We start from the raw sequence: 24,223 nt of genomic DNA, 5'->3' as shown, positions 1-24,223 counted from the left end.
GGTCCAGCCGTGGTCATCGGATTCTCGATCGCCCTCATCGTCTTCAGCCTGCTGCTGATGATGCTGGTGCTCATGCACAAGGGGAAGGGCGGCGGTCTGTCCGACATGTTCGGCGGCGGCATGCAGTCCTCGGTCGGCGGCTCCTCGGTCGCCGAGCGCAACCTCGACCGCATCACCATCGTGGTCGGTCTGCTGTGGTTCGCCTGCATTGTCGTCCTCGGCGTCCTGATGAAGCTCGGCAGCTGACATACCGTCGGGGGCGCGGCCTATCATGAGGGCGGCGTCCCGGGACGGTAACTCCGGTCACTGGACGCGCGTTGGGCCTTACGTAGACTGTGGCGTTCCGCAGCGCAGCTGATGTGAAGGCTTTGCAGCACCATTACGCAGGGAGTAACGACCGTGGCAAGTGGCAACGCGATCCGAGGAAGTCGGGTCGGGGCGGGGCCGATGGGGGAGGCCGAGCGCGGCGAGTCCGCGCCGCGCATCCGCATCTCCTTCTGGTGCTCCAACGGGCACGAGACGCAGCCCAGCTTCGCCGGCGATGCGCAGGTTCCGGACACCTGGGACTGCCCGCGCTGTGGTTTCCCGGCCGGCAAGGACCGGGACAGCCCGCCGGACCCGCCGCGCACCGAGCCCTACAAGACCCACCTCGCCTACGTCCGTGAGCGCCGCAGTGACGCCGACGGCGAGGCGATCCTCGCGGAGGCGCTCGCCAAGCTCCGCGGCGAGATCTGACGGAACAGACACACACCGGCCGGCCCGGCCGGAGGGAACCCCCTCCGGCCGGGCCGGCCGCGTTTGCGGGGCCCGCGCCCCTCGGGCTTCCCCCGCCGTCCCTCGGGCTTCCCCCGCCGCCCCTCGGGCTTCCCCCGCCGTCCCTCGGGTTCCCCGCCCGTCGCCCCACCGGCCCTCCGCCGCATCTGAGGCACCGGATGGGGCAGTTGCCCGAGGCTCGTTGTCAGTGGTCGGCCGTACCGTTGCTCACGCCGACGCTAAGTGGTCACGCGGCTGCGGAGTGTGGCCATGCGAAGGAGGCTCGGCCTGTTCGGCTTCGCCGGCATGGTGGCCAACGTCCTTGAGGTCACCGTTATCCAGCAGCGCGCCCCGGCCGCCGCACTCGGCCGCATCAGCGCCGCATTTCGGACGATGTCCATCGGTACGGCCCCCCTCGGCGGACTGCTCGGCGGCGCGGTCGCCACCGCGTACGGCCCGAACAGCCCCGCCCTCCTCACCGCCGGCCTGCTGGCCCTCGCGACCCTGGCACTCCTCCCCGCCCGTCCACCGGCTCGTCAGAAGCCCGACAGCGCACCGACCGCCGGCGGACAGATACCTCATACCGAGCCCTGATCAATTAGGTTGGAAGATGGCGGGGCCGGTACGAGATGAAGAAGGCTGATGTCCGAGATGAACCCACAAGGCCGCAGCAGGCTCGACCAGATGCCTGAGTGGACCGCGCTGAGCAAGCACCGCGAGCAGATGGGGGAGGTACACCTCCGCGAGCTGTTCGAGCGCGACCCCGCGCGCGCCGACCGCTACACCCTCCAGGTCGGCGACCTGTACCTGGACTACTCCAAGCACCTGGTCACCGACGAAACCCTGCGGCTGCTCGGCGACCTGGCCACGGCGACCGGCGTCGCCGAACTCCGCGACGCGATGTTCCGCGGCGACAAGATCAACGTCACCGAGCAACGGTCCGTGCTGCACACCGCACTGCGCGCACCCGGCTCCGCGGTCATCAAGAGCGACGGCGCCGACGTCGTCCCCGGCGTCCAGCACGTCCTGACGAAGATGGGCACCTTCTCCGACCGGGTCCGCTCCGGCGACTGGAAGGGCCACACCGGCAAGCGCATCAAGACCGTCGTCAACATCGGCATCGGCGGCTCGGACCTCGGCCCCGCCATGGCGTACGAGGCGCTGCGCGCCTACACCCACCGGGACATGCAGTTCCGCTTCGTCTCCAACGTGGACGGCGCCGACCTGCACGAAGCCGTACGCGACCTGGACCCGGCCGAGACGCTCTTCATCGTCGCCTCGAAGACCTTCACCACCATCGAGACGATCACCAACGCCAACTCGGCCCGCAACTGGCTGCTCACCGGCCTCCGGGCCGGCGAAGAGGCCGTCGCCAAGCACTTCGTCGCCCTCTCCACCAACACCGAGAAGGTGACCGAGTTCGGTATCAACCCGGACAACATGTTCGAGTTCTGGGACTGGGTCGGCGGCCGCTACTCCTACGACTCCGCAATCGGCCTCTCGCTGATGATCGCCATCGGCAAGGAACACTTCCGCGAGATGCTGGCCGGCTTCCACCTCGTCGACGAGCACTTCCGCTGCGCCCCGCCGCTGGAGAACGCCGCGTTCCTGCTGGGCCTCCTCGGCATCTGGTACGGCAACTTCTGGGACGCCCAGTCGCACGCGGTCCTGCCCTACAGCCACTACCTCTCCAAGTTCACCGCCTACCTCCAGCAGCTGGACATGGAGTCCAACGGCAAGTCCGTGGACCGCGAGGGCCACCGGGTGAACTGGCAGACCGGCCCGGTCGTCTGGGGCACGCCCGGCACCAACGGCCAGCACGCCTACTACCAGCTGCTCCACCAGGGGACGAAGATGATCCCGGCCGACCTCATCGGCTTCGCCGAACCGGTCGACGACCTGCAGCCCGGACTGGTCGCCCAGCACGACCTGCTGATGGCCAACCTCTTCGCCCAGGGCCAGGCACTGGCCTTCGGCAAGACGCCGGACGAGGTGCGTGCGGAGGGCGTCGCCGAGGAACTGGTCCCGCACAAGACCTTCCAGGGCAACCGCCCCACCACCACGATCCTCGCCAAGGAACTCAGCCCGTCCGTACTCGGCCAGTTGATCGCCCTGTACGAGCACAAGGTCTTCGTCCAGGGCGCGGTCTGGAACATCGACTCCTTCGACCAGTGGGGCGTCGAACTCGGCAAGGTCCTCGCCAAGCGCGTCGAACCGGCTCTGACCGAGGGCGCCGAGGTGCCGGGCCTGGACCCGTCGACCACCGGACTGGTCGCCAAGTACCGGGAGCTGCGGGGCCGTTGAGCCCCGGGTGAACCGGATGCCGCCACGGGGCCGAGCAGTTCATCGCGCGGCCCCTTGAGCGGAAACGGACGGTGGCCCCGCCCTCGAAGGAGGACGGGGCCACGTCGCAGGAGCGGGTTCCCGAGCGGTCCGGGCCGAGGACGGCTCAGGCCGACGCCGGTGGGTAGAGGCTGCGCGGCAGTTGGGCCGCGGCCGGCTCGTCGAGGAGCCAGAGCGTGCGGCTGCGGCCGCGGGCGCCGGCCGCCGGGGCCTGCACCTCGCCCGCGCCGGAAAGCGCGATGGCCGCCGCGTTGGCCTTGTCCTCGCCGGCCGCCAGCAGCCAGACCTGCCGTGCCGCACGGATTGCCGGCAGGGTCAGGGAGATCCGGGTGGGCGGCGGCTTGGGCGCGCCGTGCACCCCGACCACCGTGCGCTCGGTCTCCCGTACGCCGGGGAGCTCGGGGAAGAGCGACGCGACATGGGTGTCCGGGCCGACGCCGAGCAGCAGGACGTCGAAGGACGGGACCGGGCCGTGGTCCTCCGGGCCTGCTGCGGCGGCGAGTTCGGCCGCGTACGCCTCGGCGGCGGCGTCGGGGTCGTTGCCGTACGGGCCGTCCGCGGCGGGCATCGGGTGCACCCGGGCCGGGTCGAGCGGGACGCTGTCGAGCAGCGCCGCGCGGGCCTGGGTGTCGTTGCGCTCCGGGTCGCCCTCGGGCAGGAAGCGCTCGTCGCCCCACCACAGGTCGAGCCGGGACCAGTCCACGGCGTCCCGGGCGGGCGCCTCGGCGAGGGCTGCGAGCAGCCCGTTGCCGTTGCGCCCGCCGGTCAGCACGATGGCGGCGGAGCCGCGGGCGGCCTGGGCGTCCACGATCTTCGTGATCAGCCGGGCCGCCGCGGCCTTCGCCATCAGCTCCTTGTCGCGGTGGACGACGACTTCGGGAGCACTCACTTGGTGGCCGCCTTCTTGGCGGGCGCCTTCTTCCCCGAGGACGCGGGCTTGGCCGGGGTGTCGTCGGAGGACGCCGCCGTCGCTCCTTCAGACGGCCGGCTCGCGCCACCCTCGGCCGGCTGGTCCGTGCCGCCGTCGGTGGACTGGCTCTTGCCGCCGCCGGCCGGTTGGCCGTCGGGGCCGACGCCGAGGCGGTCGACGCCGAACTTCAGGGCGGCGGCGTAGATGTCGTCCGGGTCGAGCCGGCGGAGCTCCTCGGCGAGGAGTTCCGAGGTCTCCCGGCGCTTGAGTGCCACCGAGCGGTCCGGCTGGCCGGGCATGGAGAGCGTGGCCAGCGAGGCTTCCGGGCGGTCCAGCACTATGGGGCCGCCGCTGGACTCCATGCGTACGGCCGTGAGGCCGGGGCCGCCCGAGACCTTGCGGGAGACCGGCACGTCCAGCCGGCTGGCGAGCCACATGGCGAGCAGTTCGCAGCTGGGGTTGAACTCCTCGCCCTCGACCTCGGCCGAGGTGACCGTGCACGGGGCCTGGTCGAGTGCCGCCGCCAGCATGGAGCGCCAGGGCGTGATCCGGGTCCAGGACAGGTCGGTGTCACCCGGCGTATACGTTTCTGCACGCGCGGAGAGCTCCTGCACCGGGCGCTCGGAGGCGTAGGCGTCGGTCACCCGGCGCTGGGCGAGGGCGCCCAGCGGGTCCTTGGCCGGGTCCAGCGGGGCGTTGACCGCCCACCAGACCACCACCGGGGCGTCCGGCAGCAGCAGCGGCAGCACGACGGACTGGGCGTGGTCGATCGCCTCGCCGTAGAGCCGCAGCACGACCGTCTCGCCGGTGCCGGCCTCGGTGCCGACCCGCACCTCGGCGTCCAGGCGTGCCTTGGCGCGGTCGCGCGGCGACCGGCTGACCCGCTTGATGACGACGAGGGTGCGCGAGGGGTGCTCCCGGGACGCCTCGTTGGCCGCCTTGAGGGCGTCGTAGGCGTTCTCCTCGTCGGTGACGATGACGAGCGTGAGCACCATGCCGATGGCGGGGGTGCCGACGGCGCGACGGCCCTCCACCAGTGCCTTGTTGATCTTGCTGGCCGTGGTTTCCGTCAGATCGATCTTCATGGCCGACGCCAGCTCCGTCCGTCTCGTGCGAGCATTTCGTCCGCCTCGGCCGGGCCCCAGGTGCCCGCCGGGTACTGCGCGGGCGTGCCGTGCTTGTCCCAGTACTCCTCGATCGGGTCGAGGATGCGCCAGGACTGCTCGACCTCCTCCAGCCGCGGGAAGAGGTTGGCGTCGCCCAGGAGGACGTCGAGGATCAGGCGCTCGTACGCCTCGGGGCTGGACTCGGTGAAGGACTCGCCGTAGGCGAAGTCCATCGAGACGTCCCGGACCTCCATTGACGTGCCGGGCACCTTGGAGCCGAACCGCACGGTCACGCCCTCGTCCGGCTGGACGCGGATGACCAGGGCGTTCTGGCCGAGTTCCTCGGTGGCGGTGTGGTCGAAGGGGGAGTGCGGGGCGCGCTGGAAGACGACCGCGATCTCGGTGACCCGGCGGCCCAGCCGCTTGCCGGTGCGCAGGTAGAAGGGGACGCCCGCCCAGCGGCGGTTGTCGATCGACAGCTTGATCGCGGCGTAGGTGTCGGTCTTCGACTTGGGGTCGATGCCCTCTTCCTGGAGGTAGCCGACGGCCTTCTCACCGCCCTGCCAGCCGGCCGCGTACTGCCCGCGGACGGTCTCCTTGCCCAGGTCCTTGGGCAGCCGGACCGCGCCGAGCACCTTGGTCTTCTCCGCGACCAGGGCGTCCGCGTCGAAGGAGGCGGGCTCCTCCATGGCGGTCAGCGCGAGCAGCTGGAGGAGGTGGTTCTGGATGACGTCACGGGCCGCGCCGATGCCGTCGTAGTAGCCGGCCCGGCCGCCGATGCCGATGTCCTCGGCCATCGTGATCTGGACGTGGTCGACGTAGCTGCGGTTCCACAGCGGCTCGAACATCGTGTTGGCGAAGCGCAGCGCCAGGATGTTCTGGACGGTCTCCTTGCCCAGGTAGTGGTCGATCCGGAAGACCTCGTTCGGAGGAAAGACCTCGTGGACGATCCGGTTGAGCTCCTGGGCGCTTTCGAGGTTGTGCCCGAACGGCTTCTCGATGACCGCGCGGCGCCAGGAGTCCTCCTTCTGGTCGGCCAGTCCGTGCTTCTTGAGCTGCTGGACGACCTTGGGGAAGAACTTCGGCGGCACGGACAGGTAGAAGGCGAAGTTGCCGCCGGTGCCCTGTGCCTTGTCGAGCTCGTTGATGGTGTTCTTGAGGGTCTCGAACGCCTCGTCGTCGTCGAAGTTGCCCTGGACGAAGCGGCAGCCCTGCACCAGTTGCTGCCAGACCTCCTCGCGGAAGGGCGTACGGGCGTGCTCCTTGACGGCCGTGTACACCTCCTGCGCGAAGTCCTCGTCCTCCCATTCCCTGCGGGCGAATCCGACGAGGGAGAAACCCGGCGGAAGCAGGCCGCGGTTCGCCAGGTCGTACACGGCAGGCATCAGCTTTTTACGGGACAAATCGCCCGTGACGCCGAAAATGACCAGGCCCGACGGCCCCGCGATGCGCGGGAGCCGTCGGTCCGCGGCGTCACGAAGCGGGTTCGCTCCATGAACAGCGGTCAAGGGGATCAGCCCTCCGAGGGAGCGAGGCGCTTGAGCTCCGCCTCGGTCGACTTGAGCAGGTCGTTCCAGGCGGCCTCGAACTTCTCCACGCCCTCGTCCTCCAGGAGCTGCACGACGTCGTCGTACGAGATCCCGAGCGCGCCGATCGCGTCGAGGTCGGCCTGGGCCGCCGCGTAGGTGCCGGCGATGGTGTTGCCGGTGATCTCGCCGCGGGCCGCGGTGGCCTCCAGGGTGGCCTCCGGCATGGTGTTGACCGTGCCCGGGGCGACCAGCTCGTCCACGTACAGGGTGTCCTTGTAGGCCGGGTCCTTCACGCCGGTCGAGGCCCACAGCGGACGCTGCCGGTTGGCGCCGGCCTTGTCCAGGGCGGCCCAGCGCTCGGAGGAGAAGACCTCCTCGTACGCCTGGTAGGCCAGCCGGGCGTTGGCCAGCGCGGCCTTGCCCTTGAGGGCCTTGGCCTCGTCGGTGCCGTTCTTGTCCAGACGCTTGTCGATCTCGGTGTCCACGCGGGACACGAAGAACGAGGCCACCGAACGGATCAGGGACAGGTCCAGGCCCGCGGCCTTGGCCTTCTCCAGACCCGCGAGGTAGGCGTCCATGACCTCGCGGTAGCGCTCCAGCGAGAAGATCAGCGTGACGTTGACGCTGATGCCCAGGCCGATGACCTCGGTGATTGCCGGCAGGCCCGCCTTGGTGGCCGGGATCTTGATCAGCGTGTTCGGGCGGTCCACCAGCCACGCCAGCTGCTTGGCCTCGGCGATGGTCGCCGCGGTGTTGTGGGCCAGGCGCGGGTCGACCTCGATGGAGACCCGGCCGTCCTGGCCGCCGGTGGCGTCGAAGACCGGCCGCAGGACGTCGGCGGCGTCCCGGACGTCCGCCGTCGTGATCATGCGGATGGCTTCGTCGACGGTGACCTTACGGGCGGCGAGGTCGGCGACCTGCTGCTGGTAGCCGTCGCCGGCGGAGATCGCCTTCTGGAAGATCGAGGGGTTGGTGGTGACGCCGACGACGTGCTGCTGGTCGATCAGCTCGGCGAGATTGCCGGACGTGATGCGCTTGCGCGACAGGTCGTCCAGCCAGATCGCGACGCCTTCGTCCGAGAGGCGCTTGAGTGCGTCTGTCATGGGTTCTGCATCTCCTACTCGTCGTATACGTGCGTCAGCGCGCGGCGGCTTCGAGCGATTCCCGGGCGGCGGCGGCGACCGCGTCGGCGGTGAAGCCGAACTCGCGGAAGAGGACCTTGCCGTCGGCCGAGGCGCCGAAGTGCTCCAGCGACACGATGCGCCCGGCGTCACCCACGAAGCGGTGCCAGGTCAGGCCGATGCCCGCCTCGACGGCGACCCGCGCCTTGACCGACGGCGGCAGCACGCTGTCGCGGTAGGCCTGGTCCTGCTCCTCGAACCACTCGACCGAGGGCATCGACACCACGCGGGTCGGGATGCCCGCGGCCTGCAGCTGCTCGCGCGCCTCGACGGCGAGCTGCACCTCGGAGCCGGTGCCGATCAGCACGACCTGCGGCTCACCGCCGTCGGCCTCGAAGAGCACGTAACCGCCCTTGGCGGTGCCCTCGTTCGCCGGGTACGTCGGGACGCCCTGGCGGGTCAGCGCGAGGCCGTGCGGGGCGCCGACGCCGAACTTCTTGGTGTAGCGCTTGAGGATCTCGCGCCAGGCGAGGGCGGTCTCGTTGGCGTCGGCCGGGCGCACGATGTTCAGGCCCGGGATGGCGCGCAGCGAGGCCAGGTGCTCGACCGGCTGGTGGGTCGGGCCGTCCTCGCCCAGGCCGATGGAGTCGTGCGTCCACACGTACGTCACCGGCAGGTGCATCAGGGCCGACAGGCGGACGGCGTTGCGCATGTAGTCGGAGAACACCAGGAAGGTGCCGCCGTAGATGCGGGTGTTGCCGTGCAGCGCGATGCCGTTCATCTCCGCGGCCATGGAGTGCTCGCGGATGCCGAAGTGGATCGTGCGGCCGTACGGGTCGGCCTCGGGCAGCGGGTTGCCCTCGGGGAGGAACGACGACGTCTTGTCGATCGTGGTGTTGTTGGAGCCCGCGAGGTCGGCGGAGCCGCCCCACAGCTCGGGGATGACCGCACCCAGCGCGTGCAGCACCTTGCCGGACGCGGCGCGGGTGGCGACCGGCTTGCCGGTCTCGAAGACGGGGAGGTGGTCCTCCCAGCCCTCGGGCAGTTCGGTGGCGGCGATCCGGTCGAACTCCGCGGCGCGCTCCGCGTTGGCGGTGCGCCAGGCGGCGAACGACTTCTCCCACTCCTTCTTGGCGTCCCGGCCGCGGTCGAGGGCGCCGCGGGTGTGGGCGAGCACCTCGTCGGTGACCTCGAAGTGCTTCTCCGGGTCGAAGCCCAGGACGCGCTTGGTGGCCGCGACCTCCTCCTCGCCCAGCGCCGAGCCGTGCGCGGCCTCGGTGTTCTGGGCGTTGGGGGCCGGCCAGGCGATGATCGAGCGCATCGCGATGAACGACGGCCTGTCGGTCACCGCCTTCGCGGCCTCGATGGCGCGGAACAGCCCCTCGGGGTCGAGGTCGCCGTTCTCCTTGGGCTCCACGCGCTGTACGTGCCAGCCGTAGGCCTCGTACCGCTTCATGGTGTCTTCGGAGATGGCGGTCTCGGTGTCACCCTCGATCGAGATGTGGTTGTCGTCCCACAGCATGATGAGGTTGCCGAGCTTCTGGTGGCCGGCCAGCGAGGACGCCTCGGCGGAGATGCCTTCCTGGAGGCAGCCGTCGCCGGCGATCGCGTAGATGTAGTGGTCGAACGGTGAGGAGCCCTGGGCCGCGTCCGGGTCGAACAGGCCGCGCTCGTAGCGGGCCGCCATCGCCATGCCCACCGCGTTGGCGACGCCCTGGCCCAGCGGGCCGGTGGTGGTCTCCACGCCGGTGGTGTGGCCGTACTCCGGGTGGCCGGGGGTCTTCGAGCCCCAGGTGCGGAAGGCCTTGAGGTCGTCCAGCTCCAGGCCGTAGCCGGCCAGGTAGAGCTGGATGTAGAGGGTCAGGCTGGAGTGGCCGGCGGAGAGGACGAACCGGTCACGGCCGGTCCAGTCGGCGTCCGCGGGGTCGTGCCGCATGAGCTTCTGGAACAGCACATAGGCGGCGGGAGCCAGGCTCATGGCCGTACCCGGATGGCCGTTACCGACCTTCTGCACGGAGTCCATGGCCAGGACCCGGACGGTGTCCACCGCCCGCTGGTCCAGTTCGGTCCACTCGAATTCTGTGGTGGTCGGCTTGGTGCTCACCCTGAGTCAGGGCTCCTCTCCACATGTCGAATGCCACGGACGGGTATGTCCGCCAGGCGGTGTCGAGCCTACCCCCGCAAGTGCGGGCGTCTTTTCGACGCTCATTCGGTGTTTTCGGTGCTCAGTCGCAGCGTGGCCGTCACGGGGGGTTCGTCGCTTCGGGCAACCGACGTGCCGGATCGGGCATTCCCGGCCCGGCGGCCACGGCCATACGACCAGACTGCCGGGCGACGGTCCCGCCCGCCTCCCGAACAACGGGTGAACGCCCGGGGAAAGCTGCCGCCTCCACCCCGCCGCTCGGGCCCCAACACGACCCCACCCCCGCGAAGATCGCCGTATGGCCAACGTCTAAAGTGGCGTGGTACGCGCAAGCTTTTACCCGGTTCACGGGGTCGTAAGGGCTTGCGAGCCTTATCTCCATCCGCGGCGGGAGCCGCGGATGTTACTTCCAGGGGTGTGCGTGACGGCCGTCGAATCCCGTCCTGCGGGGGTGCTCTCCGAGAGCCCGGGGGGTCCGGGTCACCGCCCGTTCGGGGCCCGAGTGAAGGCGTTCGTGGCGCTGACCAAGCCGCGGGTCATCGAGCTCCTGCTGATGACGACGATCCCGGTGATGTTCCTGGCGGCGGGCGGCGTCCCCGACCTGTGGCTGGTGCTGGCGACCTGCGTCGGCGGTTACCTCTCCGCCGGCGGTGCGGCCGCCTACAACATGTACATCGACCGGGACATCGACGCCCTGATGGACCGCACCTCCCAGCGGCCCCTGGTCACCGGCATGGTCTCGCCGCGCGAGTGCCTGGTCTTCGCGACCGCCCTCGCGGTCGGCTCCACCGCCCTGTTCTGGTTCTTCGTCAACCCGCTGTCGGCGATGCTGTCGCTCGGGGCGCTGCTTTTCTACGTCGTCGTCTACACGATGATCCTCAAGCGCCGCACCTCGCAGAACATCGTCTGGGGCGGCATCGCGGGCTGCATGCCGGTCTTCATCGGCTGGTCCGCGGTGACCAACTCGGTCTCCTGGGCCGCGCTGGTCCTCTTCCTCGTCATCTTCTTCTGGACGCCGCCGCACTACTGGCCGCTGTCGATGAAGGCCAAGGACGACTACGAGCGGGTCGGCGTGCCGATGCTGCCGGTGATCGCCGGCAACAAGGCCGTGGCGCGGCAGATCGTCGCCTACAGCTGGGTGATGGTCCTGGTCTCGCTGCTGCTGCAGCCGCTGGGCTACACCGGCTGGTTCTACACCGCGGTCGCGCTGGCCTGCGGCGCGTTCTGGCTGAAGGAGGCGCACGCCCTGCAGTCCCGTGCCAAGGCCGGGATCACCGGGCCGAAGCTCAAGGAGATGCGGCTGTTCCACTGGTCCATCACCTATGTGTCGCTGCTGTTCGTCGCCGTCGCCGTGGATCCCTTCCTTCGGTGATTACCGATGGGTAGCATGCTGTCCATGGCAGACACCCAGCAGGCGGAGACGGCGGTCGGCGCGGCGACCGCCACCAAGGACGAGAAGCGGGCCGGCAAGCGCGCGGCGCGGCTCGCCCGGCAGATCCGCGCCTTCGCCGACTCCCACGGCGGCAGCGCCGAGGGCCAGCTCGCGCACATCGCCCGCGGCAGCGTCCGGATCGCCCTCGTCGGGGCCAACGGCGAGTGGGGCAACCTCGTCGCCCGTACGTACGACGAGGCCAAGGACGCCGCGGCCCGGGCCGGCCTCACCCTCCACGACGACTTCGACGGCGACCTGGCCGCCAAGGTCCGCACCGGCCGCTACGAGTGGTCGCGGATGGCGGGCCTGCAGCTGGGCGGCCCGGCCAACGCCTGACGGCGGTGGTGGCGGCGCGCCGGGGCGCGCGCCGGAAGCGGAGCCCGCTACCTCACCACCCCCTCGTCCGTTAAGTCCACCGGGCGCGGCGCTCCGGCCACGCCCGGCGGGCTCTCGGCGCGGAGGAGCGGATGGACGGCCTTCCCTTGCTGGCGGATCAGCCACCGCTCATCGATCAGTACAGCCACGGCGCCGTGCACGGCGAACTCGGCCTCGGCTCCTTCGAGACCCATCTGGCCGCCGCGGTCGGCGCCCACGGCCCGGCCCCCGCCGGTACGAGCTACTTCGACAGCTTCACCGGCCTCGCGATACGCCGCTGGTGCCCCCCGCTGCTCGGCCTGGAGCCGCACTGTCCGCCGGCCCGCTATCTGGCCCGCAGACGCGAGGTGGGCGCCTATACGGCCGGCCGGATGCTGCTCCGCGGCTCCGGCATCGGCACCTTCCTGCTGGAGGCCGGCACCCCCAGCGAACTCACCTCGGCCGCCGAGATCGCCACCGCCGCCGAGGCCCGCGCCCACGAGGTCGTACGGCTCGAACCGCTCGCCGAACAGGTCGCCGACACCTCCGGCAGCGTCGACTCCTTCATCGGCTACACCGCCGAGGCCCTCTACGCGGCGGCCCAGCACGCCACCGCCTTCGCCTCCGGCGCCACCTACTGCGACGGACACGCCCCCGAGGCCGGTGAGGTGCGGCGTGCCGCGGACCGCTGGCTGCGTGCCCGCCGCCCCGGCGACCGGCTCGCCGAACCGGCCCTCGTACGGCACCTGCTGTGGAGCGCGGTCGCCACCGGGCTGCCCGTACAGCTGCACTGCCCCGACCCGCAGCCGCTGGCCGGGTTCCTGCGGGCCACCACCGGGATCGGCGCGGACCTGGTCCTGCTGCCCGCGGCCCCGCACCACCGGCGGGCCGCCCAGCTCGCCGCCGCGCACGCCCATGTGTACGCCGACACCGGGCCCTGCCCCGAGGAGACCCTGCCGCACGCGCCGTTCGGCAAGCTGCTGTTCTCCTCCGGCGCCCGCGGCCTGCCCGAGCTGTACGTGACCGGCGCCCGGTCCTTCCTGCGCGCCGTGGACCGCCTCGTACGGGAGTGGACCGCCGAGGGGCTGTGCGGGGCGGAGGACGGGCGGCGGATCACCGAGATGGTCGGGTCCGGGACGGCCCGCCGGGTCTACCGGCTCGACGCGGAGGCCACCTGAGGCTCCGCGGGCTCCTCGTCCGCGGCGGCCGGCCGGTCGCCGTCCCCGGGGTCGTCCTCCAGCAGCGGCCCGCGGTCGCGGAGCGACAGCGCCACCCGCAGCACGGCGATCCACACCAGCGTCGACCCCAGCATGTGCAGCCCGATGACGATCTCGGGCAGGCCCAGGAAGTACTGGACGTAGCCGATGACGCCCTGCAGCGCGAGGCAGGCGAACAGCTCCAGCACGGTCCGGCGGGCGGCGGCCGGTGCCGTGACGGCGCGCAGCGCGAACCACAGGGCCACGCTCAGGCCGACCACGATGTAGACGAAGTCGACGTGGAGCTGGGTGATCTCCTGCCAGTTCAGCGGGATGCGGTGGACCTTGTGCGCATCGCCGGCGTGCGGGCCGGCGCCGGTGACGACCGTGCCGATGACGGTCAGCGCGCCGGTGACCACCACCAGCAGCCAGGCCAGCTGCCGGACGGGGCGGGCGACCACGTCCCGCGGCTCCTCGTCGCCCTCGCAGGACCGCTTCCAGCTCAGCACGGCGACCGTGAGCAGGGTCGTGGACAGCAGGAAGTGCGCGGCGACGAGGTAGGGGTTCAGGCCGGTCAGGACCACGATGCCGCCCCAGACCGCGTTGCCCATCACGATCCAGAACTGGGCCCAGCCGAGGCGGGTGAGCGAGCGGCGCCGGGGGTGCCGGGCGCGGGCGGCGATGATGAACAGCCCGACGAACGCGCACAGCACGTACGTCAGCATGCGGTTGCCGAACTCGATGAGGCCGTTGATGCCCATCGCGTGGGTCGGCGTGAGGCTCTCCGGCGTGCACTTCGGCCAGGTCGAGCAGCCCAGTCCGGACTGCGTGAGCCGGACCGCGCCGCCGGTCACGACGATGATCACGGCCATCACGACGGTCGCCAGCGCGGCCCGCCGCACGAAGGCCGCGGACGGCTGCCAGCGGCGGGCGATCAGCTCAAGGGGATTCAGCGAATTCGGCACGGGAGCCATCGTAGGCCGGGCCTTGTGCAAACTTTCACGAGGGGTGCCGGGGGAGCCGCGTTCCGGGGAAGGTGCCCCGGCTCGCCGCTACTCCCAGCGGAAGAACTTCGCCGCGGCGCCCAGCCCCAGCACCGCCCACCCGGCGAGGACGCCCAGGTCGGACCACGGCACCGCGGCGCCGTGCCCGAGCACCTCGCGCAGCCCGTCCGAGAGCGCCGAGATCGGCAGCAGGTGCAGCACGGCCTGGGCGGCCTCCGGGAACTTGGCGAGCGGGACGATCACCCCGCCGCCGACCAGGAGCAGCAGGAAGACGAGGTTGGCCGCGGCCAGCGTCGCCTCGGCCTTCAGGGTCCCGGCCATCAGCAGCCCCAGCCCCGAGAACGCGGCCGTACCGAGCAACAGGAGCAGCAGCACGGTGAGCGGGTTGCCGTGCGGGGACCAGCCCAGCACGAGCGCCACCGCCGTCAGCAGCACGATCTGCAGGACCTCGGTGACCAGCACCGCACAGGTCTTGGCGGTCATCAGGCCCCAGCGCGGCAGCGGCGAGACGGCGAGCCGCTTGAGGACGCCGTAGCGGCGCTCGAAGCCGGTGGCGATGGCCTGGCCGGTGAACGCGGTGGACATCACGGCCAGCGCGAGGATGCCTGGCGCCAGGAAGTCCACCGTCCTGCCCGCCCCGGTGTCGACGATGTCGACGGCGGAGAAGAGCACCAGCAGCAGCGTCGGGATGATCACGGTGAGCAGCAGCTGCTCGCCGTTGCGCAGCAGCATCCGGGTCTCCAGGGCCGCCTGGGCGCGGATCATCCGGGGCAGGGGTGCGGCGCCGGGCCGCGGGGCGAAGGCGCCCGTTCCGGTGGCGGTACCGGCCTCGGTGGCGGTCATGCGCGCAGCTCCTTACCCGTGAGCTCCAGGAAGACGTCCTCAAGGGTGTGCCGCTCGACGGCTATCGCGTCCGGCATCACGCCGTTCTGTGCGCACCACGAGGCGACCGTGGCCAGCAACTGCGGGTCGATCTTGCCGTGGACGCGGTAGATGCCGGAGGCGGGCTCCGAGGCGGAGCTGTCCGCGGGCAGCGCCTTGAGGAGGGAGGCGAGGTCGAGGCCGGGCCGGCCGGTGAAGCGCAGGCTGTTCTCGGCGCCGCCGCGGCACAGCTCGTCGGGGCTGCCCTGGGCGATCACCCGGCCGCCGTCGATGATCGCGACGTCGTCGGCGAGCTGTTCGGCCTCGTCCATGAAGTGGGTGGTGAGCACGCAGCTCACGCCGTCGGTGCGGAGTTCCCGTACGAGGTCCCAGGTGGCGTGCCGGGCCTGCGGGTCGAGGCCGGCGGTCGGCTCGTCGAGGAAGACCAGTTCCGGGCGGCCGACCACGGCCATGGCCAGCGCCAGCCGCTGCTGCTGGCCGCCGGAGAGCCGCCGGTAGGGCGTCCGGCCGCACGAGCCCAGGCCCAGCCGGTCGATGAGCATGCCGACGTCGAGCGGATGGGCGTGCAGGGTGGCGGTGTGCCGCAGCATCTCCTCGGCGCGGGCGCCCGCGTAGACGCCGCCGGACTGCAGCATCACGCCGATCCGGGGGCGCAGCGCGGCGGCGTCGGCGACCGGGTCCAGGCCCAGGACGCGGACCGTGCCGGCGTCCGGGCGGCGGTAGCCCTCGCAGGTCTCGACGGTGGTGGTCTTGCCGGCGCCGTTGGGGCCGAGCACGGCGGTCACCGTGCCGTGGGCGACGGTCAGGTCGAGCCCGTCCACCGCGGTCTTCGTTCCGTACCGCTTGACCAGGCCGGTGACCTCGACGGCCGGCGCCCGTCCGGGGGGCCGGGGAGTGCTCCCCGGGGAGGTGCTGCGCATGCCGCGCAGTCTACGAAGAGCGGCCGCCCCGCCGTCAGTGGGGGCTTCGGCGGCGGCCGGCGGGGGAGTGGCTGCCGTCCGGTCCCCCGGAAGGCCGGGCGTCGCCGGTTCGGCCCAGTGCGGGACGACCGTCCGCGCCCTTTGCCGGCGCCTCCGGCGGTGCCCCCGGATCATGGCGCGTCCTTGCAGGTCGGCGGCGGGATCGGGGGGCAAGGGGCGGGGTTGAAATGAGGTGAACCTAAGTGATAGAGGCCACCATCCCGCGATCCGGACCGCGCTTGAATCGCTTTGACGAATTACGCAACAATGGCGTTGTGAAATACGCGAGCGAGGATCAGCGAGAGCCCGGGGTCGGCAAGACCGCCGGGCCGGCCGCCTCCGCGCCCGGAGGGGACGCCCGGACGACGCCGGCCCCGCAGACCGCCCCCGTGTCACACGACGAACAGCAGGGGACCCGCAACCGGGTCGCCCGTTCCATCCTCGACCACGGTCCGTCCACCGCCGCCGAGCTCGCCCTCCGGCTGGAGCTGACCCAGGCCGCCGTCCGCCGGCACCTGGACGCGCTGGTCGCCGAGGGCGTCGTCGAGCCCCGCGAGCAGCGGGTCTACGGCAGCCGCGGCCGCGGCCGTCCGGCCAAGGCCTTCGCCCTCACCGACTGCGGGCGGGACGCCTTCGACCAGGCCTACGACCAGCTCGCCTCCGACGCGCTGCGCTGGATCGCGCAGAGTGCGGGCGGCGGCGAGAAGGGCGAGGCGGCGGTCGCCGCGTTCGCCCGGGCCCGGCTGGCCGCCCAGGCCGAGGCCTACCGCGAGGCGGTCGACAGCGCCGAGCCGGAGGCCCGCACCCAGGCCCTGGCGAGGGCGTTGACCGCGGACGGGTACGCTGCTACGGCGCGCAGCGCCCCCAACCCCCAGCTCGGTGAACAGCTCTGCCAGCACCACTGCCCGGTCGCCCACGTCGCCGAGCAGTACCCGCAGCTGTGCGAGGCGGAGACCGAGGTCTTCTCCCGATTGCTCGGGACCCACGTACAGCGCCTTGCCACCATCGCCCACGGCGACGGGGTGTGCACGACCTTCGTCCCGAAGGCCGGCGCCGGCAAGGCAGCTCACCGCACCGGTGAGCGCCCCCACAAGACCACGACATCATCTGCAAGCACGGCCGGGAGGAACCCCGCATGACGCTCCCCACGGAGACTGCTCACCCCGAACTCGAGGGTCTGGGCAAGTACGAATACGGCTGGGCCGACTCCGACACGGCCGGCGCTTCGGCGAAGCGCGGTCTCTCCGAGGAGGTCGTCCGCGACATCTCGGCGAAGAAGAACGAGCCGGAGTGGATGCTCAAGCTCCGCCTGAAGGGGCTGAAGCTGTTCGACAAGAAGCCGATGCCGCAGTGGGGCTCGGACCTGTCGGGCATCGACTTCGACAACATCAAGTACTTCGTCCGCTCCACCGAGCAGCAGGCCGCCTCCTGGGAGGACCTGCCCGAGGACATCAAGAACACCTACGACAAGCTCGGCATCCCGGAGGCGGAGAAGCAGCGCCTGGTCGCCGGTGTCGCCGCGCAGTACGAGTCCGAGGTCGTCTACCACCAGATCCGCGAGGACCTGGAGGCGCAGGGCGTCATCTTCCTGGACACCGACACGGCGCTCAAGGAGCACCCGGAGCTGTTCCAGGAGTACTTCGGCACGGTCATCCCGGTCGGTGACAACAAGTTCGCGTCGCTGAACACCGCGGTGTGGTCCGGCGGCTCGTTCATCTACGTCCCCAAGGGTGTCCACGTCGACATCCCGCTGCAGGCCTACTTCCGGATCAACACCGAGAACATGGGCCAGTTCGAGCGGACGCTGATCATCGTCGACGAGGACGCCTACGTCCACTACGTCGAGGGCTGCACCGCGCCGATCTACAAGTCGGACTCGCTGCACTCCGCGGTGGTCGAGATCATCGTCAAGAAGGGCGGCCGCTGCCGCTACACGACCATCCAGAACTGGTCGAACAACGTCTACAACCTGGTCACCAAGCGCGCCGTCGCCTACGAGGGCGCGACCATGGAGTGGGTCGACGGCAACCTCGGCTCCAAGGTGACGATGAAGTACCCGGCGGTCTACCTCATGGGCGAGCACGCCAAGGGCGAGACCCTGTCCATCGCCTTCGCCGGCGAGGGCCAGCACCAGGACGCCGGTTCCAAGATGGTGCACATGGCGCCGAACACCTCGTCCAACATCGTCTCCAAGTCGGTGGCGCGCGGTGGCGGCCGGACCTCCTACCGCGGTCTGGTCGAGATCGGCGAGGGCGCCGCGGGCTCCAAGTCCAACGTGCTGTGCGACGCCCTGCTGGTGGACACCATCTCCCGGTCGGACACCTACCCCTACGTCGACGTCCGCGAGGACGACGTCTCCATGGGCCACGAGGCGACCGTCTCCAAGGTCAGCGAGGACCAGCTGTTCTACCTGATGGCCCGCGGTCTGTCGGAGGACGAGGCCATGGCGATGATCGTGCGCGGCTTCGTCGAGCCGATCGCCCGTGAGCTGCCGATGGAGTACGCGCTGGAGCTGAACCGGCTGATCGAGCTGCAGATGGAGGGTGCGGTCGGCTGACCCGGCCGCCCGTCCCCGCCCGCAGCACACTTCTTGACGCAGAAAGCGAGCACTACGACAGCCATGGCTGAGGCTCAGAACATCCCGGCGGGTTCCACGACCACCGGCTCCATCGCGGTGGCCGCGGAGTCCACCGTCGCCACACGGATGAGCGCCCCGCCGTCCTACGACGTGGCGGACTTCCCGGTGCCGCACGGCCGCGAGGAGGAGTGGCGGTTCACGCCCCTCACGCGCCTGAAGGGCCTGCACGACGGCTCCGCCGAGGCCGGCGGTCCGGACCTGAAGATCGACATCACCGCGCCCGAGGGCGTCACGCACGAGCTGGTCGACCGCGCCGACCCGCGGGTCGGCAAGGCCGGCAAGCCCGTCGACCGGGTCGCCGCCCAGGCGTACAGCTCGTTCGAGAAGGCCTCGGTGGTCACGGTCCCCAAGGAGACCGTGCTCAGCGAGCCGATCCGGATCTCGGTGCACGGCGAGGGCGGCACCGCCTTCGGCCACCAGGTCATCGAGCTCGGTGCGTTCGCCGAGGCGGTCGTGGTCATCGACCACACCGGCGACGCGGTGCTCGCCGCCAACGTCGACTACCTCCTCGGTGACGGCGCCAAGCTGACCGTCGTCTCCGTCCAGGACTGGGACGAGTCGGCCGTCCACACCGGCCAGCACAACGCCCTGGTCGGCCGGGACGCCACCTTCAAGTCCGTGGTCGTCACCTTCGGCGGCGACCTGGTCCGCCTGCACCCGCGCGTCACGTACGCCGGCCCCGGCGGCGAGGCCGAGTTCTACGGCCTGTACTTCACCGAGCGGGGCCAGCACCACGAGCACCGCCTGTTCGTCGACCACGAGGCGTCCAACTGCCGCTCGCACGTGACCTACAAGGGCGCGCTGCAGGGCGAGGACGCACACGCCGTCTGGATCGGCGACGTCCTCATCCGCGCCTCGGCGACCGGCACGGACACCTACGAGCTCAACCGTAACCTCGTCCTCACCGACGGCGCGCGGGTCGACTCGGTGCCCAACCTGGAGATCGAGACCGGCGAGATCGTCGGCGCCGGCCACGCCTCGGCGACCGGCCGCTTCGACGACGAGCAGCTCTTCTACCTGATGGCCCGCGGCATCCCCGCCGACGAGGCCCGCCGGCTGGTCGTCCGCGGCTTCTTCGCCGAGCTGGTCCAGCAGATCGGTCTGCCGGACGTCGAGGAGCGCCTCATGAGCAAGATCGAGGCCGAGCTGGAAGCGTCCGCGGTATGAGCTACGTACGCGCAGCGGCACTGAGCGAGCTGGAGGAGGACACCCCGAAGCGGGTGGAGATCGACGGCACGCCCATCTCCCTGGTCCGCACCGAGGGCGAGGTGTTCGCGATCAACGACATCTGCTCGCACGCGAACGTCTCCCTCTCCGAGGGCGAGGTCGAGGACTGCTCGATCGAGTGCTGGCTGCACGGTTCGAGCTTCGACCTGCGCACCGGCAAGCCGTCCGGCCTCCCCGCGACGCGCCCCGTCCCCGTATACCCCGTAAAGATCGAAGGGGACGACGTGCTCGTCTCCGTCACCCAGGAGTCCTGAGTCACCCATGGCAACGCTTGAGATCCACGACCTGCACGTCTCCGTCGAGGCCGAGAACGGCCAGCGCGAGATCCTGAAGGGCGTCGACCTGACCGTGAAGCAGGGCGAGACGCACGCCATCATGGGCCCCAACGGCTCCGGCAAGTCGACCCTCGCCTACTCCCTCGCGGGCCACCCGAAGTACACCATCACCGGCGGCACCGTCACCCTCGACGGCGAGGACGTCCTTGCGATGTCCGTCGACGAGCGCGCCCGCGCCGGCGTCTTCCTCGCCATGCAGTACCCGGTCGAGGTCCCCGGCGTCTCGGTCTCCAACTTCCTGCGCACCTCCGCCACCGCGATCCGCGGTGAGGCCCCCAAGCTGCGGCTGTGGGTCAAGGAGGTCAAGGAGGCCATGGAGCGCCTCCAGATGGACCCCTCCTTCGCGGAGCGGAACGTCAACGAGGGCTTCTCCGGCGGTGAGAAGAAGCGCCACGAGATCCTCCAGCTGGAGCTGCTCAAGCCGGCCATCGCGATCCTCGACGAGACCGACTCCGGTCTGGACGTCGACGCGCTGCGCATCGTCTCCGAGGGCGTCAACCGCGTCCGCGAGACCGGCCAGGTCGGCACCCTGCTGATCACCCACTACACGCGCATCCTGCGCTACATCAAGCCCGACCACGTCCACGTCTTCGCCAACGGCCGGATCGCCGAGTCCGGCGGCCCGGAGCTGGCGGACAAGCTGGAGGCCGAGGGCTACGAGGCATACGTGAAGGGTGGTACGACCGCGTGACACAGCTGCCGGGCCTCCTCGACACAGAGGCGATCCGTAAGGACTTCCCCCTCCTGGACCGCCAGGTCCACGACGGCCGGAAGATCGTGTACCTGGACAACGCGGCGACCTCGCAGAAGCCGCGCCAGGTCCTCGACGCCCTGAACGCCTACTACGAACGCCACAACGCCAACGTCCACCGCGGCGTGCATGTGCTCGCCGAGGAGGCCACGGCGCTGTACGAAGGCGCCCGCGACAAGGTCGCCGCCTTCATCAACGCGCCGAGCCGCGACGAGGTGATCTTCACCAAGAACGCCTCGGAGTCGCTCAACCTCGTGGCGAACATGCTCGGCTGGGCCGACGAGCCCTACCGGGTGGACCGTGAGACCGAGATCGTCATCACGGAGATGGAGCACCACTCCAACATCGTCCCGTGGCAGCTGCTGTCGCAGCGCACGGGTGCGCAGCTGAAGTGGTTCGGCCTGACCGACGACGGCCGCCTGGACCTTTCGAACATCGAAGAGGTCATCACCGAGCGGACGAAGATCGTCTCGTTCACGCTGGTCTCCAACCTCATGGGCACCTTCAACCCGGTCGAGACGATCATCCGGCGGGCCCAGGAGGTCGGCGCGCTGGTCTGCATCGACGCCTCGCAGGCCGCCCCGCACATGGTGCTGGACGTGCAGGCGCTGCAGGCCGACTTCGTGGCCTTCACCGGCCACAAGATGTGCGGCCCGACCGGCATCGGCGTCCTGTGGGGCCGCCAGGAGCTGCTGGAGGACCTGCCCCCGTTCCTGGGCGGCGGCGAAATGATCGAGACGGTGTCCATGCACTCCTCGACCTACGCGCCGGCACCGCACAAGTTCGAGGCCGGTACGCCTCCGATCGCCCAGGCCGTCGGCCTCGGCGCGGCCGTGGACTACCTCACCTCGATCGGCATGGACAAGATCGCCGCCCATGAGCACGTGATCACCGAGTACGCCGTCAAGCGGCTGCTGGAGGTCCCCGACCTGCGGATCATCGGCCCGAGCTCGGCCGAGGACCGCGGGGCGACGATCTCCTTCACGCTCGGCGACATCCATCCGCACGACGTGGGCCAGGTCCTCGACGAGCAGGGGATCGCGGTCCGGGTGGGCCACCACTGCGCACGGCCGGTCTGCCTGCGCTACGGAATTCCCGCGACCACGCGAGCGTCGTTCTATCTGTACTCCACGCCGGCCGAGGTCGATGCCCTGGTCGAGGGCCTGGAGCACGTGCGGAACTTTTTCGGATGACCACGCACAGCGGATGAGGACGAGGACTGACTGAGCCGTGAAGCTGGATTCCATGTACCAGGACGTCATCCTGGACCACTACAAGCACCCCCATGGGCGCGGTCTTCGGGACGGCGACGCCGAGGTGCACCACGTCAACCCGACCTGCGGCGACGAGATCACGCTGCGGGTCCGGCTCGACGGCACGACGATCGATGATGTGTCCTACGAGGGCCAGGGCTGCTCCATCAGCCAGGCCAGTGCGTCGGTGCTCAATGACCTCCTGGTCGGCAAGGAGCTCGGTGAGGCGCAGAAGATCCAGGAGATGTTCCTGGAGCTGATGCAGTCCAAGGGCCAGGTGGAGCCGGACGACGCCATGGAGGAGGTGCTGGAGGACGCGGTGGCGTTCGCCGGTGTCTCCAAGTACCCGGCGCGCGTGAAGTGCGCCCTGCTGAGCTGGATGGCCTGGAAGGACGCCACGGCCAAGGCCCTCTCCGAGGAGGCGAAGACCGCATGACCGACACCCCGACCACCACCAAGCCGGCCTCCGAGGAAGAGGTCCGCGAGGCGCTGTACGACGTCGTCGACCCCGAGCTGGGCATCGACGTCGTCAACCTCGGCCTGATCTACGGCATCCACATCGACGACGCCAACATCGCCACCATCGACATGACGCTGACCTCCGCGGCCTGCCCGCTGACCGACGTCATCGAGGACCAGGCGAAGTCCGCCACGGACGGGATCGTCAACGAGCTGAAGATCAACTGGGTCTGGATGCCCCCGTGGGGCCCGGACAAGATCACCGACGACGGCCGCGAGCAGCTCCGCGCGCTGGGCTTCAACGTCTGATCGACGTCCGGCCGGGCCCCGCACCCCGCGGGCCTGCCAAGACTTCACGGCCGTGCCCGCCAGTCACCGCTGGCGGGCACGGCCGTGACGCGTTCTCGTGCCCGTGCGGTCAGTCCCCGGGCAGGCCCTTGGTCTCCGCGGTGGCGGCCCGCAGCGCCGGCGCGGCCGCGGCGAAGTAGCGGAAGAGGACGCGCAGTTCGTCCTCGGTGAAGGACCCGAAGACCTCGGCCATCCGCCGGCGGGCCGGCCCGAAGGCCGCCTCGTCCTCCTCGTGCGGCAGCGGCAGCGGCTCGACGACCACCCGCCGCCGGTCCTCGGGGTCGGCGGCCCGGCGGGCCCGGCCGGCCCGTACGAGACGGTCGACGAGCCGGGTGGTGGCGCTCTGGGAGAGCCCGATGCGCTCGGCGAGGGCGCCGGTGGTGAGCGGCCCGGCGAGCTCCAGGGTGTGCAGCGCGTAGAGGTCGGTGGGGTGCTGGCCGAGCACCTCCGCGGCGGCCTGGCCGTGCAGCACGGTGGCCGTGACGTAGGCGCGGTAGTCGTCGGCGTGCTGCTGCAGCAGGGCGTCGCGCTGCTGGTCGGACATCTCGCTCACCTTCCGGGCGGAAACCGTGACTCGCTGGGGGCGGATCCCCTACGGGCGGACCCCTTGCCACATCCTTGCATGCCTGCATATATTGCATGCGCGCATGCAAATAACTGCAGCCGTTCTTCTTCGCAGGGGGAGTCATGACCGCAGCACCGGCAGGAGCCACCCAGGACGCGGCGGCCGCCGTACGCGAGCGCTTCGCGGCGCACCGTCTCGCCTGGGGCGACGCCGACGCCTACGGCCGCTCGTTCACCGAGGACGCCGACTACATCACCTTCTACGGCGGCCGGCTCACCGGCCGTGAGGGGGTCGTCGAGGGGCACCGGGGGCTGTTCGCCGGCGTCCTCGCGGGCTCCCGCCTCTGGGCCGAGATCACCGGCCTGGTGTTCCTCACCCCGGACGTGGCACTGGTCCACGCCCGCGGCGCCGTCCTCAAGGGCCGCCGCACCCGGCCCGGCCGCCGCGCGCTCTCCGTGCAGACCTACGTCCTGGTCCGCGAGCCGGACGGCGACTGGCGGATCCGGGCCTTCCACAACACCCGCCGCCGGCCCCGCACGGAGGCGCTCAGCGCCGCCCTGGCCCGGTGGGCGCCGAAGGCCGGCTGACCGGGCGACCGGAGGCCGGCCGGCCCGCTGATCCGCGTCCCCGCGCTCGGTACGGTCGTCCGCATGGCCTATGTGACGCTCGCCGGCGCGATCCTGTCCCGGGGTCGGGACCGCGTGATCGCGGCCATCGGCATGGTGTTCCTGGGGGAGGGCGCGGGGGCGCCGAAGATCCTCGGGGTGCTGCTGGTGATCGCCGGCGTCGTGGTGCTGAACCTGGACGGGGCGCACTGACGGCGACGGGGCGCACCGACGGAGACGTCGCCCCGGCCGGCGGCGGCCTCGTGCGGCCGTACGAAGAGGGTGGTGCGACCGTACGGGCCGGGCCCGA

25 protein-coding genes and 1 pseudogene are annotated in these 24,223 nt (G+C 70.8%); 17 read left to right on the top strand and 9 right to left on the bottom strand.

The genetic code is table 11. The features are described 5' to 3' along the window. The first annotated feature begins 9 nt into the window (after positions 1-9). The 4 genes from secG (at position 10) to pgi (ending at position 3,057) form a co-directional block, all read left to right on the top strand. Entirely contained in the window at positions 10-246 is a 237-nt protein-coding gene (secG, locus tag AB0G35_RS00565) for a preprotein translocase subunit SecG (protein ID WP_345082886.1), read from the top strand. A gap of 153 nt (positions 247-399) precedes the next feature. After that, a complete protein-coding gene (locus tag AB0G35_RS00560) occupies positions 400-735 on the top strand; it encodes an RNA polymerase-binding protein RbpA (protein WP_016578660.1) in 336 nt (111 codons plus the stop codon). Positions 736-1,023: 288 nt separating this feature from the next. Beyond that, positions 1,024-1,347, top strand: coding sequence for a hypothetical protein (locus tag AB0G35_RS00555; protein ID WP_360941352.1), 324 nt, complete (start codon positions 1,024-1,026; stop codon positions 1,345-1,347). Positions 1,348-1,404: 57 nt separating this feature from the next. Beyond that, positions 1,405-3,057: a glucose-6-phosphate isomerase gene (gene pgi / locus AB0G35_RS00550; protein ID WP_360942049.1), complete on the top strand. Its 1,653-nt coding sequence runs from the start codon at positions 1,405-1,407 to the stop codon at positions 3,055-3,057. Positions 3,058-3,202: 145 nt separating this feature from the next. Here pgi and pgl read toward each other — a convergent pair whose 3' ends face one another. The 5 genes from pgl to tkt are packed head-to-tail and all read right to left on the bottom strand — an operon-like array spanning position 3,203 to position 9,866. Further along, complete coding sequence (pgl, locus tag AB0G35_RS00545) at positions 3,203-3,985, bottom strand: 6-phosphogluconolactonase (protein WP_360941349.1); 783 nt, start codon at positions 3,983-3,985, stop codon at positions 3,203-3,205. Beyond that, complete coding sequence (opcA, locus tag AB0G35_RS00540) at positions 3,982-5,091, bottom strand: glucose-6-phosphate dehydrogenase assembly protein OpcA (protein WP_360941346.1); 1,110 nt, start codon at positions 5,089-5,091, stop codon at positions 3,982-3,984. The genes pgl and opcA overlap by 4 nt, the downstream gene beginning before the upstream one ends. Then, the gene (gene zwf, locus AB0G35_RS00535; protein ID WP_360941343.1) at positions 5,088-6,620 is read right to left on the bottom strand and encodes a glucose-6-phosphate dehydrogenase; all 1,533 of its coding nucleotides are present in this window, start codon (positions 6,618-6,620) and stop codon (positions 5,088-5,090) included. The genes opcA and zwf overlap by 4 nt, the downstream gene beginning before the upstream one ends. Before the next feature lie 5 nt (positions 6,621-6,625). Further along, positions 6,626-7,744 carry a transaldolase gene (tal, locus tag AB0G35_RS00530; protein WP_360941340.1) on the bottom strand — a complete coding sequence of 373 codons (1,119 nt, stop codon included), beginning with the start codon at positions 7,742-7,744 and terminating at the stop codon, positions 6,626-6,628. 34 nt (positions 7,745-7,778) lie between these two features. Continuing rightward, entirely contained in the window at positions 7,779-9,866 is a 2,088-nt protein-coding gene (tkt, locus tag AB0G35_RS00525; protein ID WP_360941337.1) for a transketolase, read from the bottom strand. Positions 9,867-10,305: 439 nt separating this feature from the next. Between tkt and AB0G35_RS00520 the strand changes: the two genes are divergently transcribed. From AB0G35_RS00520 to AB0G35_RS00510, 3 genes are all read left to right on the top strand, one after another. Next, positions 10,306-11,277 carry a heme o synthase gene (locus tag AB0G35_RS00520; protein WP_360941335.1) on the top strand — a complete coding sequence of 324 codons (972 nt, stop codon included), beginning with the start codon at positions 10,306-10,308 and terminating at the stop codon, positions 11,275-11,277. A gap of 15 nt (positions 11,278-11,292) precedes the next feature. Then, positions 11,293-11,673: a hypothetical protein gene (locus AB0G35_RS00515; protein WP_360941332.1), complete on the top strand. Its 381-nt coding sequence runs from the start codon at positions 11,293-11,295 to the stop codon at positions 11,671-11,673. Positions 11,674-11,804: 131 nt separating this feature from the next. After that, a complete protein-coding gene (locus AB0G35_RS00510) occupies positions 11,805-12,869 on the top strand; it encodes an amidohydrolase (protein WP_360941329.1) in 1,065 nt (354 codons plus the stop codon). On the opposite strand, the gene AB0G35_RS00505 is transcribed toward AB0G35_RS00510, so the two are convergent. From AB0G35_RS00505 to AB0G35_RS00495, 3 genes are all read right to left on the bottom strand, one after another. Beyond that, complete coding sequence (locus AB0G35_RS00505) at positions 12,842-13,852, bottom strand: COX15/CtaA family protein (protein ID WP_360941326.1); 1,011 nt, start codon at positions 13,850-13,852, stop codon at positions 12,842-12,844. The two genes, AB0G35_RS00510 and AB0G35_RS00505, sit on opposite strands and share 28 nt — an antisense overlap. An 87-nt stretch (positions 13,853-13,939) precedes the next feature. Beyond that, on the bottom strand, positions 13,940-14,734 hold the full coding sequence (locus tag AB0G35_RS00500) for an ABC transporter permease (protein WP_360941323.1): 795 nt from the start codon (positions 14,732-14,734) through the stop codon (positions 13,940-13,942). Further along, on the bottom strand, positions 14,731-15,693 hold the full coding sequence (locus AB0G35_RS00495; RefSeq protein WP_360941320.1) for an ABC transporter ATP-binding protein: 963 nt from the start codon (positions 15,691-15,693) through the stop codon (positions 14,731-14,733). Before AB0G35_RS00495 ends, AB0G35_RS00500 begins: the two co-directional genes overlap by 4 nt. Before the next feature lie 314 nt (positions 15,694-16,007). On the opposite strand from AB0G35_RS00495, the gene AB0G35_RS00490 reads away from it, so the two are divergent. The 8 genes from AB0G35_RS00490 to AB0G35_RS00455 all read left to right on the top strand — a co-directional run bounded on the left by AB0G35_RS00490 (position 16,008) and on the right by AB0G35_RS00455 (position 22,704). Continuing rightward, complete coding sequence (locus AB0G35_RS00490; protein ID WP_360941318.1) at positions 16,008-16,871, top strand: ArsR family transcriptional regulator; 864 nt, start codon at positions 16,008-16,010, stop codon at positions 16,869-16,871. Then, complete coding sequence (gene sufB / locus AB0G35_RS00485; RefSeq protein WP_360941316.1) at positions 16,868-18,289, top strand: Fe-S cluster assembly protein SufB; 1,422 nt, start codon at positions 16,868-16,870, stop codon at positions 18,287-18,289. The genes AB0G35_RS00490 and sufB overlap by 4 nt, the downstream gene beginning before the upstream one ends. A 63-nt stretch (positions 18,290-18,352) precedes the next feature. After that, entirely contained in the window at positions 18,353-19,537 is a 1,185-nt protein-coding gene (gene sufD / locus AB0G35_RS00480; protein ID WP_360941314.1) for a Fe-S cluster assembly protein SufD, read from the top strand. After that, the gene (locus AB0G35_RS00475) at positions 19,534-19,851 is read left to right on the top strand and encodes a non-heme iron oxygenase ferredoxin subunit (RefSeq protein WP_030411902.1); all 318 of its coding nucleotides are present in this window, start codon (positions 19,534-19,536) and stop codon (positions 19,849-19,851) included. Before sufD ends, AB0G35_RS00475 begins: the two co-directional genes overlap by 4 nt. 7 nt (positions 19,852-19,858) lie before the next feature. After that, positions 19,859-20,623: a Fe-S cluster assembly ATPase SufC gene (gene sufC / locus AB0G35_RS00470; protein ID WP_360941312.1), complete on the top strand. Its 765-nt coding sequence runs from the start codon at positions 19,859-19,861 to the stop codon at positions 20,621-20,623. After that, positions 20,620-21,876 (top strand): cysteine desulfurase, encoded by a 1,257-nt coding sequence (locus AB0G35_RS00465; RefSeq protein ID WP_360941310.1) that lies wholly within the window; start codon positions 20,620-20,622, stop codon positions 21,874-21,876. The genes sufC and AB0G35_RS00465 overlap by 4 nt, the downstream gene beginning before the upstream one ends. A 37-nt stretch (positions 21,877-21,913) precedes the next feature. Next, positions 21,914-22,372 carry a Fe-S cluster assembly sulfur transfer protein SufU gene (gene sufU / locus AB0G35_RS00460; protein ID WP_360941307.1) on the top strand — a complete coding sequence of 153 codons (459 nt, stop codon included), beginning with the start codon at positions 21,914-21,916 and terminating at the stop codon, positions 22,370-22,372. Continuing rightward, a complete protein-coding gene (locus tag AB0G35_RS00455; protein WP_033270552.1) occupies positions 22,369-22,704 on the top strand; it encodes a metal-sulfur cluster assembly factor in 336 nt (111 codons plus the stop codon). The genes sufU and AB0G35_RS00455 overlap by 4 nt, the downstream gene beginning before the upstream one ends. A 109-nt stretch (positions 22,705-22,813) precedes the next feature. Here AB0G35_RS00455 and AB0G35_RS00450 read toward each other — a convergent pair whose 3' ends face one another. Then, the gene (locus AB0G35_RS00450) at positions 22,814-23,287 is read right to left on the bottom strand and encodes a MarR family transcriptional regulator (RefSeq protein WP_360941303.1); all 474 of its coding nucleotides are present in this window, start codon (positions 23,285-23,287) and stop codon (positions 22,814-22,816) included. A gap of 143 nt (positions 23,288-23,430) precedes the next feature. Here AB0G35_RS00450 and AB0G35_RS00445 point away from each other — a divergent pair, with 143 nt between their 5' ends. Together AB0G35_RS00445 and AB0G35_RS00440 are read left to right on the top strand one after the other, a co-directional pair. Beyond that, a complete protein-coding gene (locus AB0G35_RS00445) occupies positions 23,431-23,895 on the top strand; it encodes an SgcJ/EcaC family oxidoreductase (RefSeq protein WP_360941300.1) in 465 nt (154 codons plus the stop codon). A gap of 117 nt (positions 23,896-24,012) precedes the next feature. Further along, positions 24,013-24,126: pseudogene (locus AB0G35_RS00440) on the top strand (QacE family quaternary ammonium compound efflux SMR transporter); the annotation flags it as partial. Positions 24,127-24,223 lie beyond the last annotated feature (97 nt).

Origin of the sequence: Streptomyces sp. NPDC021749 (assembly GCF_040640655.1) — a bacterium.
In the GTDB taxonomy this organism is placed as follows: Bacteria; Actinomycetota; Actinomycetes; order Streptomycetales; family Streptomycetaceae; genus Streptomyces.
This window is presented reverse-complemented; position numbering and strand designations above follow the sequence as displayed.

Excerpts from the sequence above, each read along its gene's own strand:
- AB0G35_RS00555 (WP_360941352.1), top strand. The coding sequence starts at position 1,024 with ATGCGAAGGAGGCTCGGCCTGTTCGGCTTCGCCGGCATGGTGGCCAAC.
- pgi (WP_360942049.1), top strand. The coding sequence starts at position 1,405 with ATGAACCCACAAGGCCGCAGCAGGCTCGACCAGATGCCTGAGTGGACC.
- opcA (WP_360941346.1), bottom strand. The coding sequence starts at position 5,091 with ATGAAGATCGATCTGACGGAAACCACGGCCAGCAAGATCAACAAGGCA.
- tal (WP_360941340.1), bottom strand. The coding sequence starts at position 7,744 with ATGACAGACGCACTCAAGCGCCTCTCGGACGAAGGCGTCGCGATCTGG.
- AB0G35_RS00520 (WP_360941335.1), top strand. The coding sequence starts at position 10,306 with ATGTTACTTCCAGGGGTGTGCGTGACGGCCGTCGAATCCCGTCCTGCG.
- AB0G35_RS00515 (WP_360941332.1), top strand. The coding sequence starts at position 11,293 with ATGCTGTCCATGGCAGACACCCAGCAGGCGGAGACGGCGGTCGGCGCG.
- AB0G35_RS00510 (WP_360941329.1), top strand. The coding sequence starts at position 11,805 with ATGGACGGCCTTCCCTTGCTGGCGGATCAGCCACCGCTCATCGATCAG.
- AB0G35_RS00500 (WP_360941323.1), bottom strand. The coding sequence starts at position 14,734 with ATGACCGCCACCGAGGCCGGTACCGCCACCGGAACGGGCGCCTTCGCC.
- AB0G35_RS00495 (WP_360941320.1), bottom strand. The coding sequence starts at position 15,693 with ATGCGCAGCACCTCCCCGGGGAGCACTCCCCGGCCCCCCGGACGGGCG.
- sufB (WP_360941316.1), top strand. The coding sequence starts at position 16,868 with ATGACGCTCCCCACGGAGACTGCTCACCCCGAACTCGAGGGTCTGGGC.
- sufD (WP_360941314.1), top strand. The coding sequence starts at position 18,353 with ATGGCTGAGGCTCAGAACATCCCGGCGGGTTCCACGACCACCGGCTCC.
- AB0G35_RS00475 (WP_030411902.1), top strand. The coding sequence starts at position 19,534 with ATGAGCTACGTACGCGCAGCGGCACTGAGCGAGCTGGAGGAGGACACC.
- sufC (WP_360941312.1), top strand. The coding sequence starts at position 19,859 with ATGGCAACGCTTGAGATCCACGACCTGCACGTCTCCGTCGAGGCCGAG.
- AB0G35_RS00455 (WP_033270552.1), top strand. The coding sequence starts at position 22,369 with ATGACCGACACCCCGACCACCACCAAGCCGGCCTCCGAGGAAGAGGTC.
- AB0G35_RS00450 (WP_360941303.1), bottom strand. The coding sequence starts at position 23,287 with ATGTCCGACCAGCAGCGCGACGCCCTGCTGCAGCAGCACGCCGACGAC.
- AB0G35_RS00445 (WP_360941300.1), top strand. The coding sequence starts at position 23,431 with ATGACCGCAGCACCGGCAGGAGCCACCCAGGACGCGGCGGCCGCCGTA.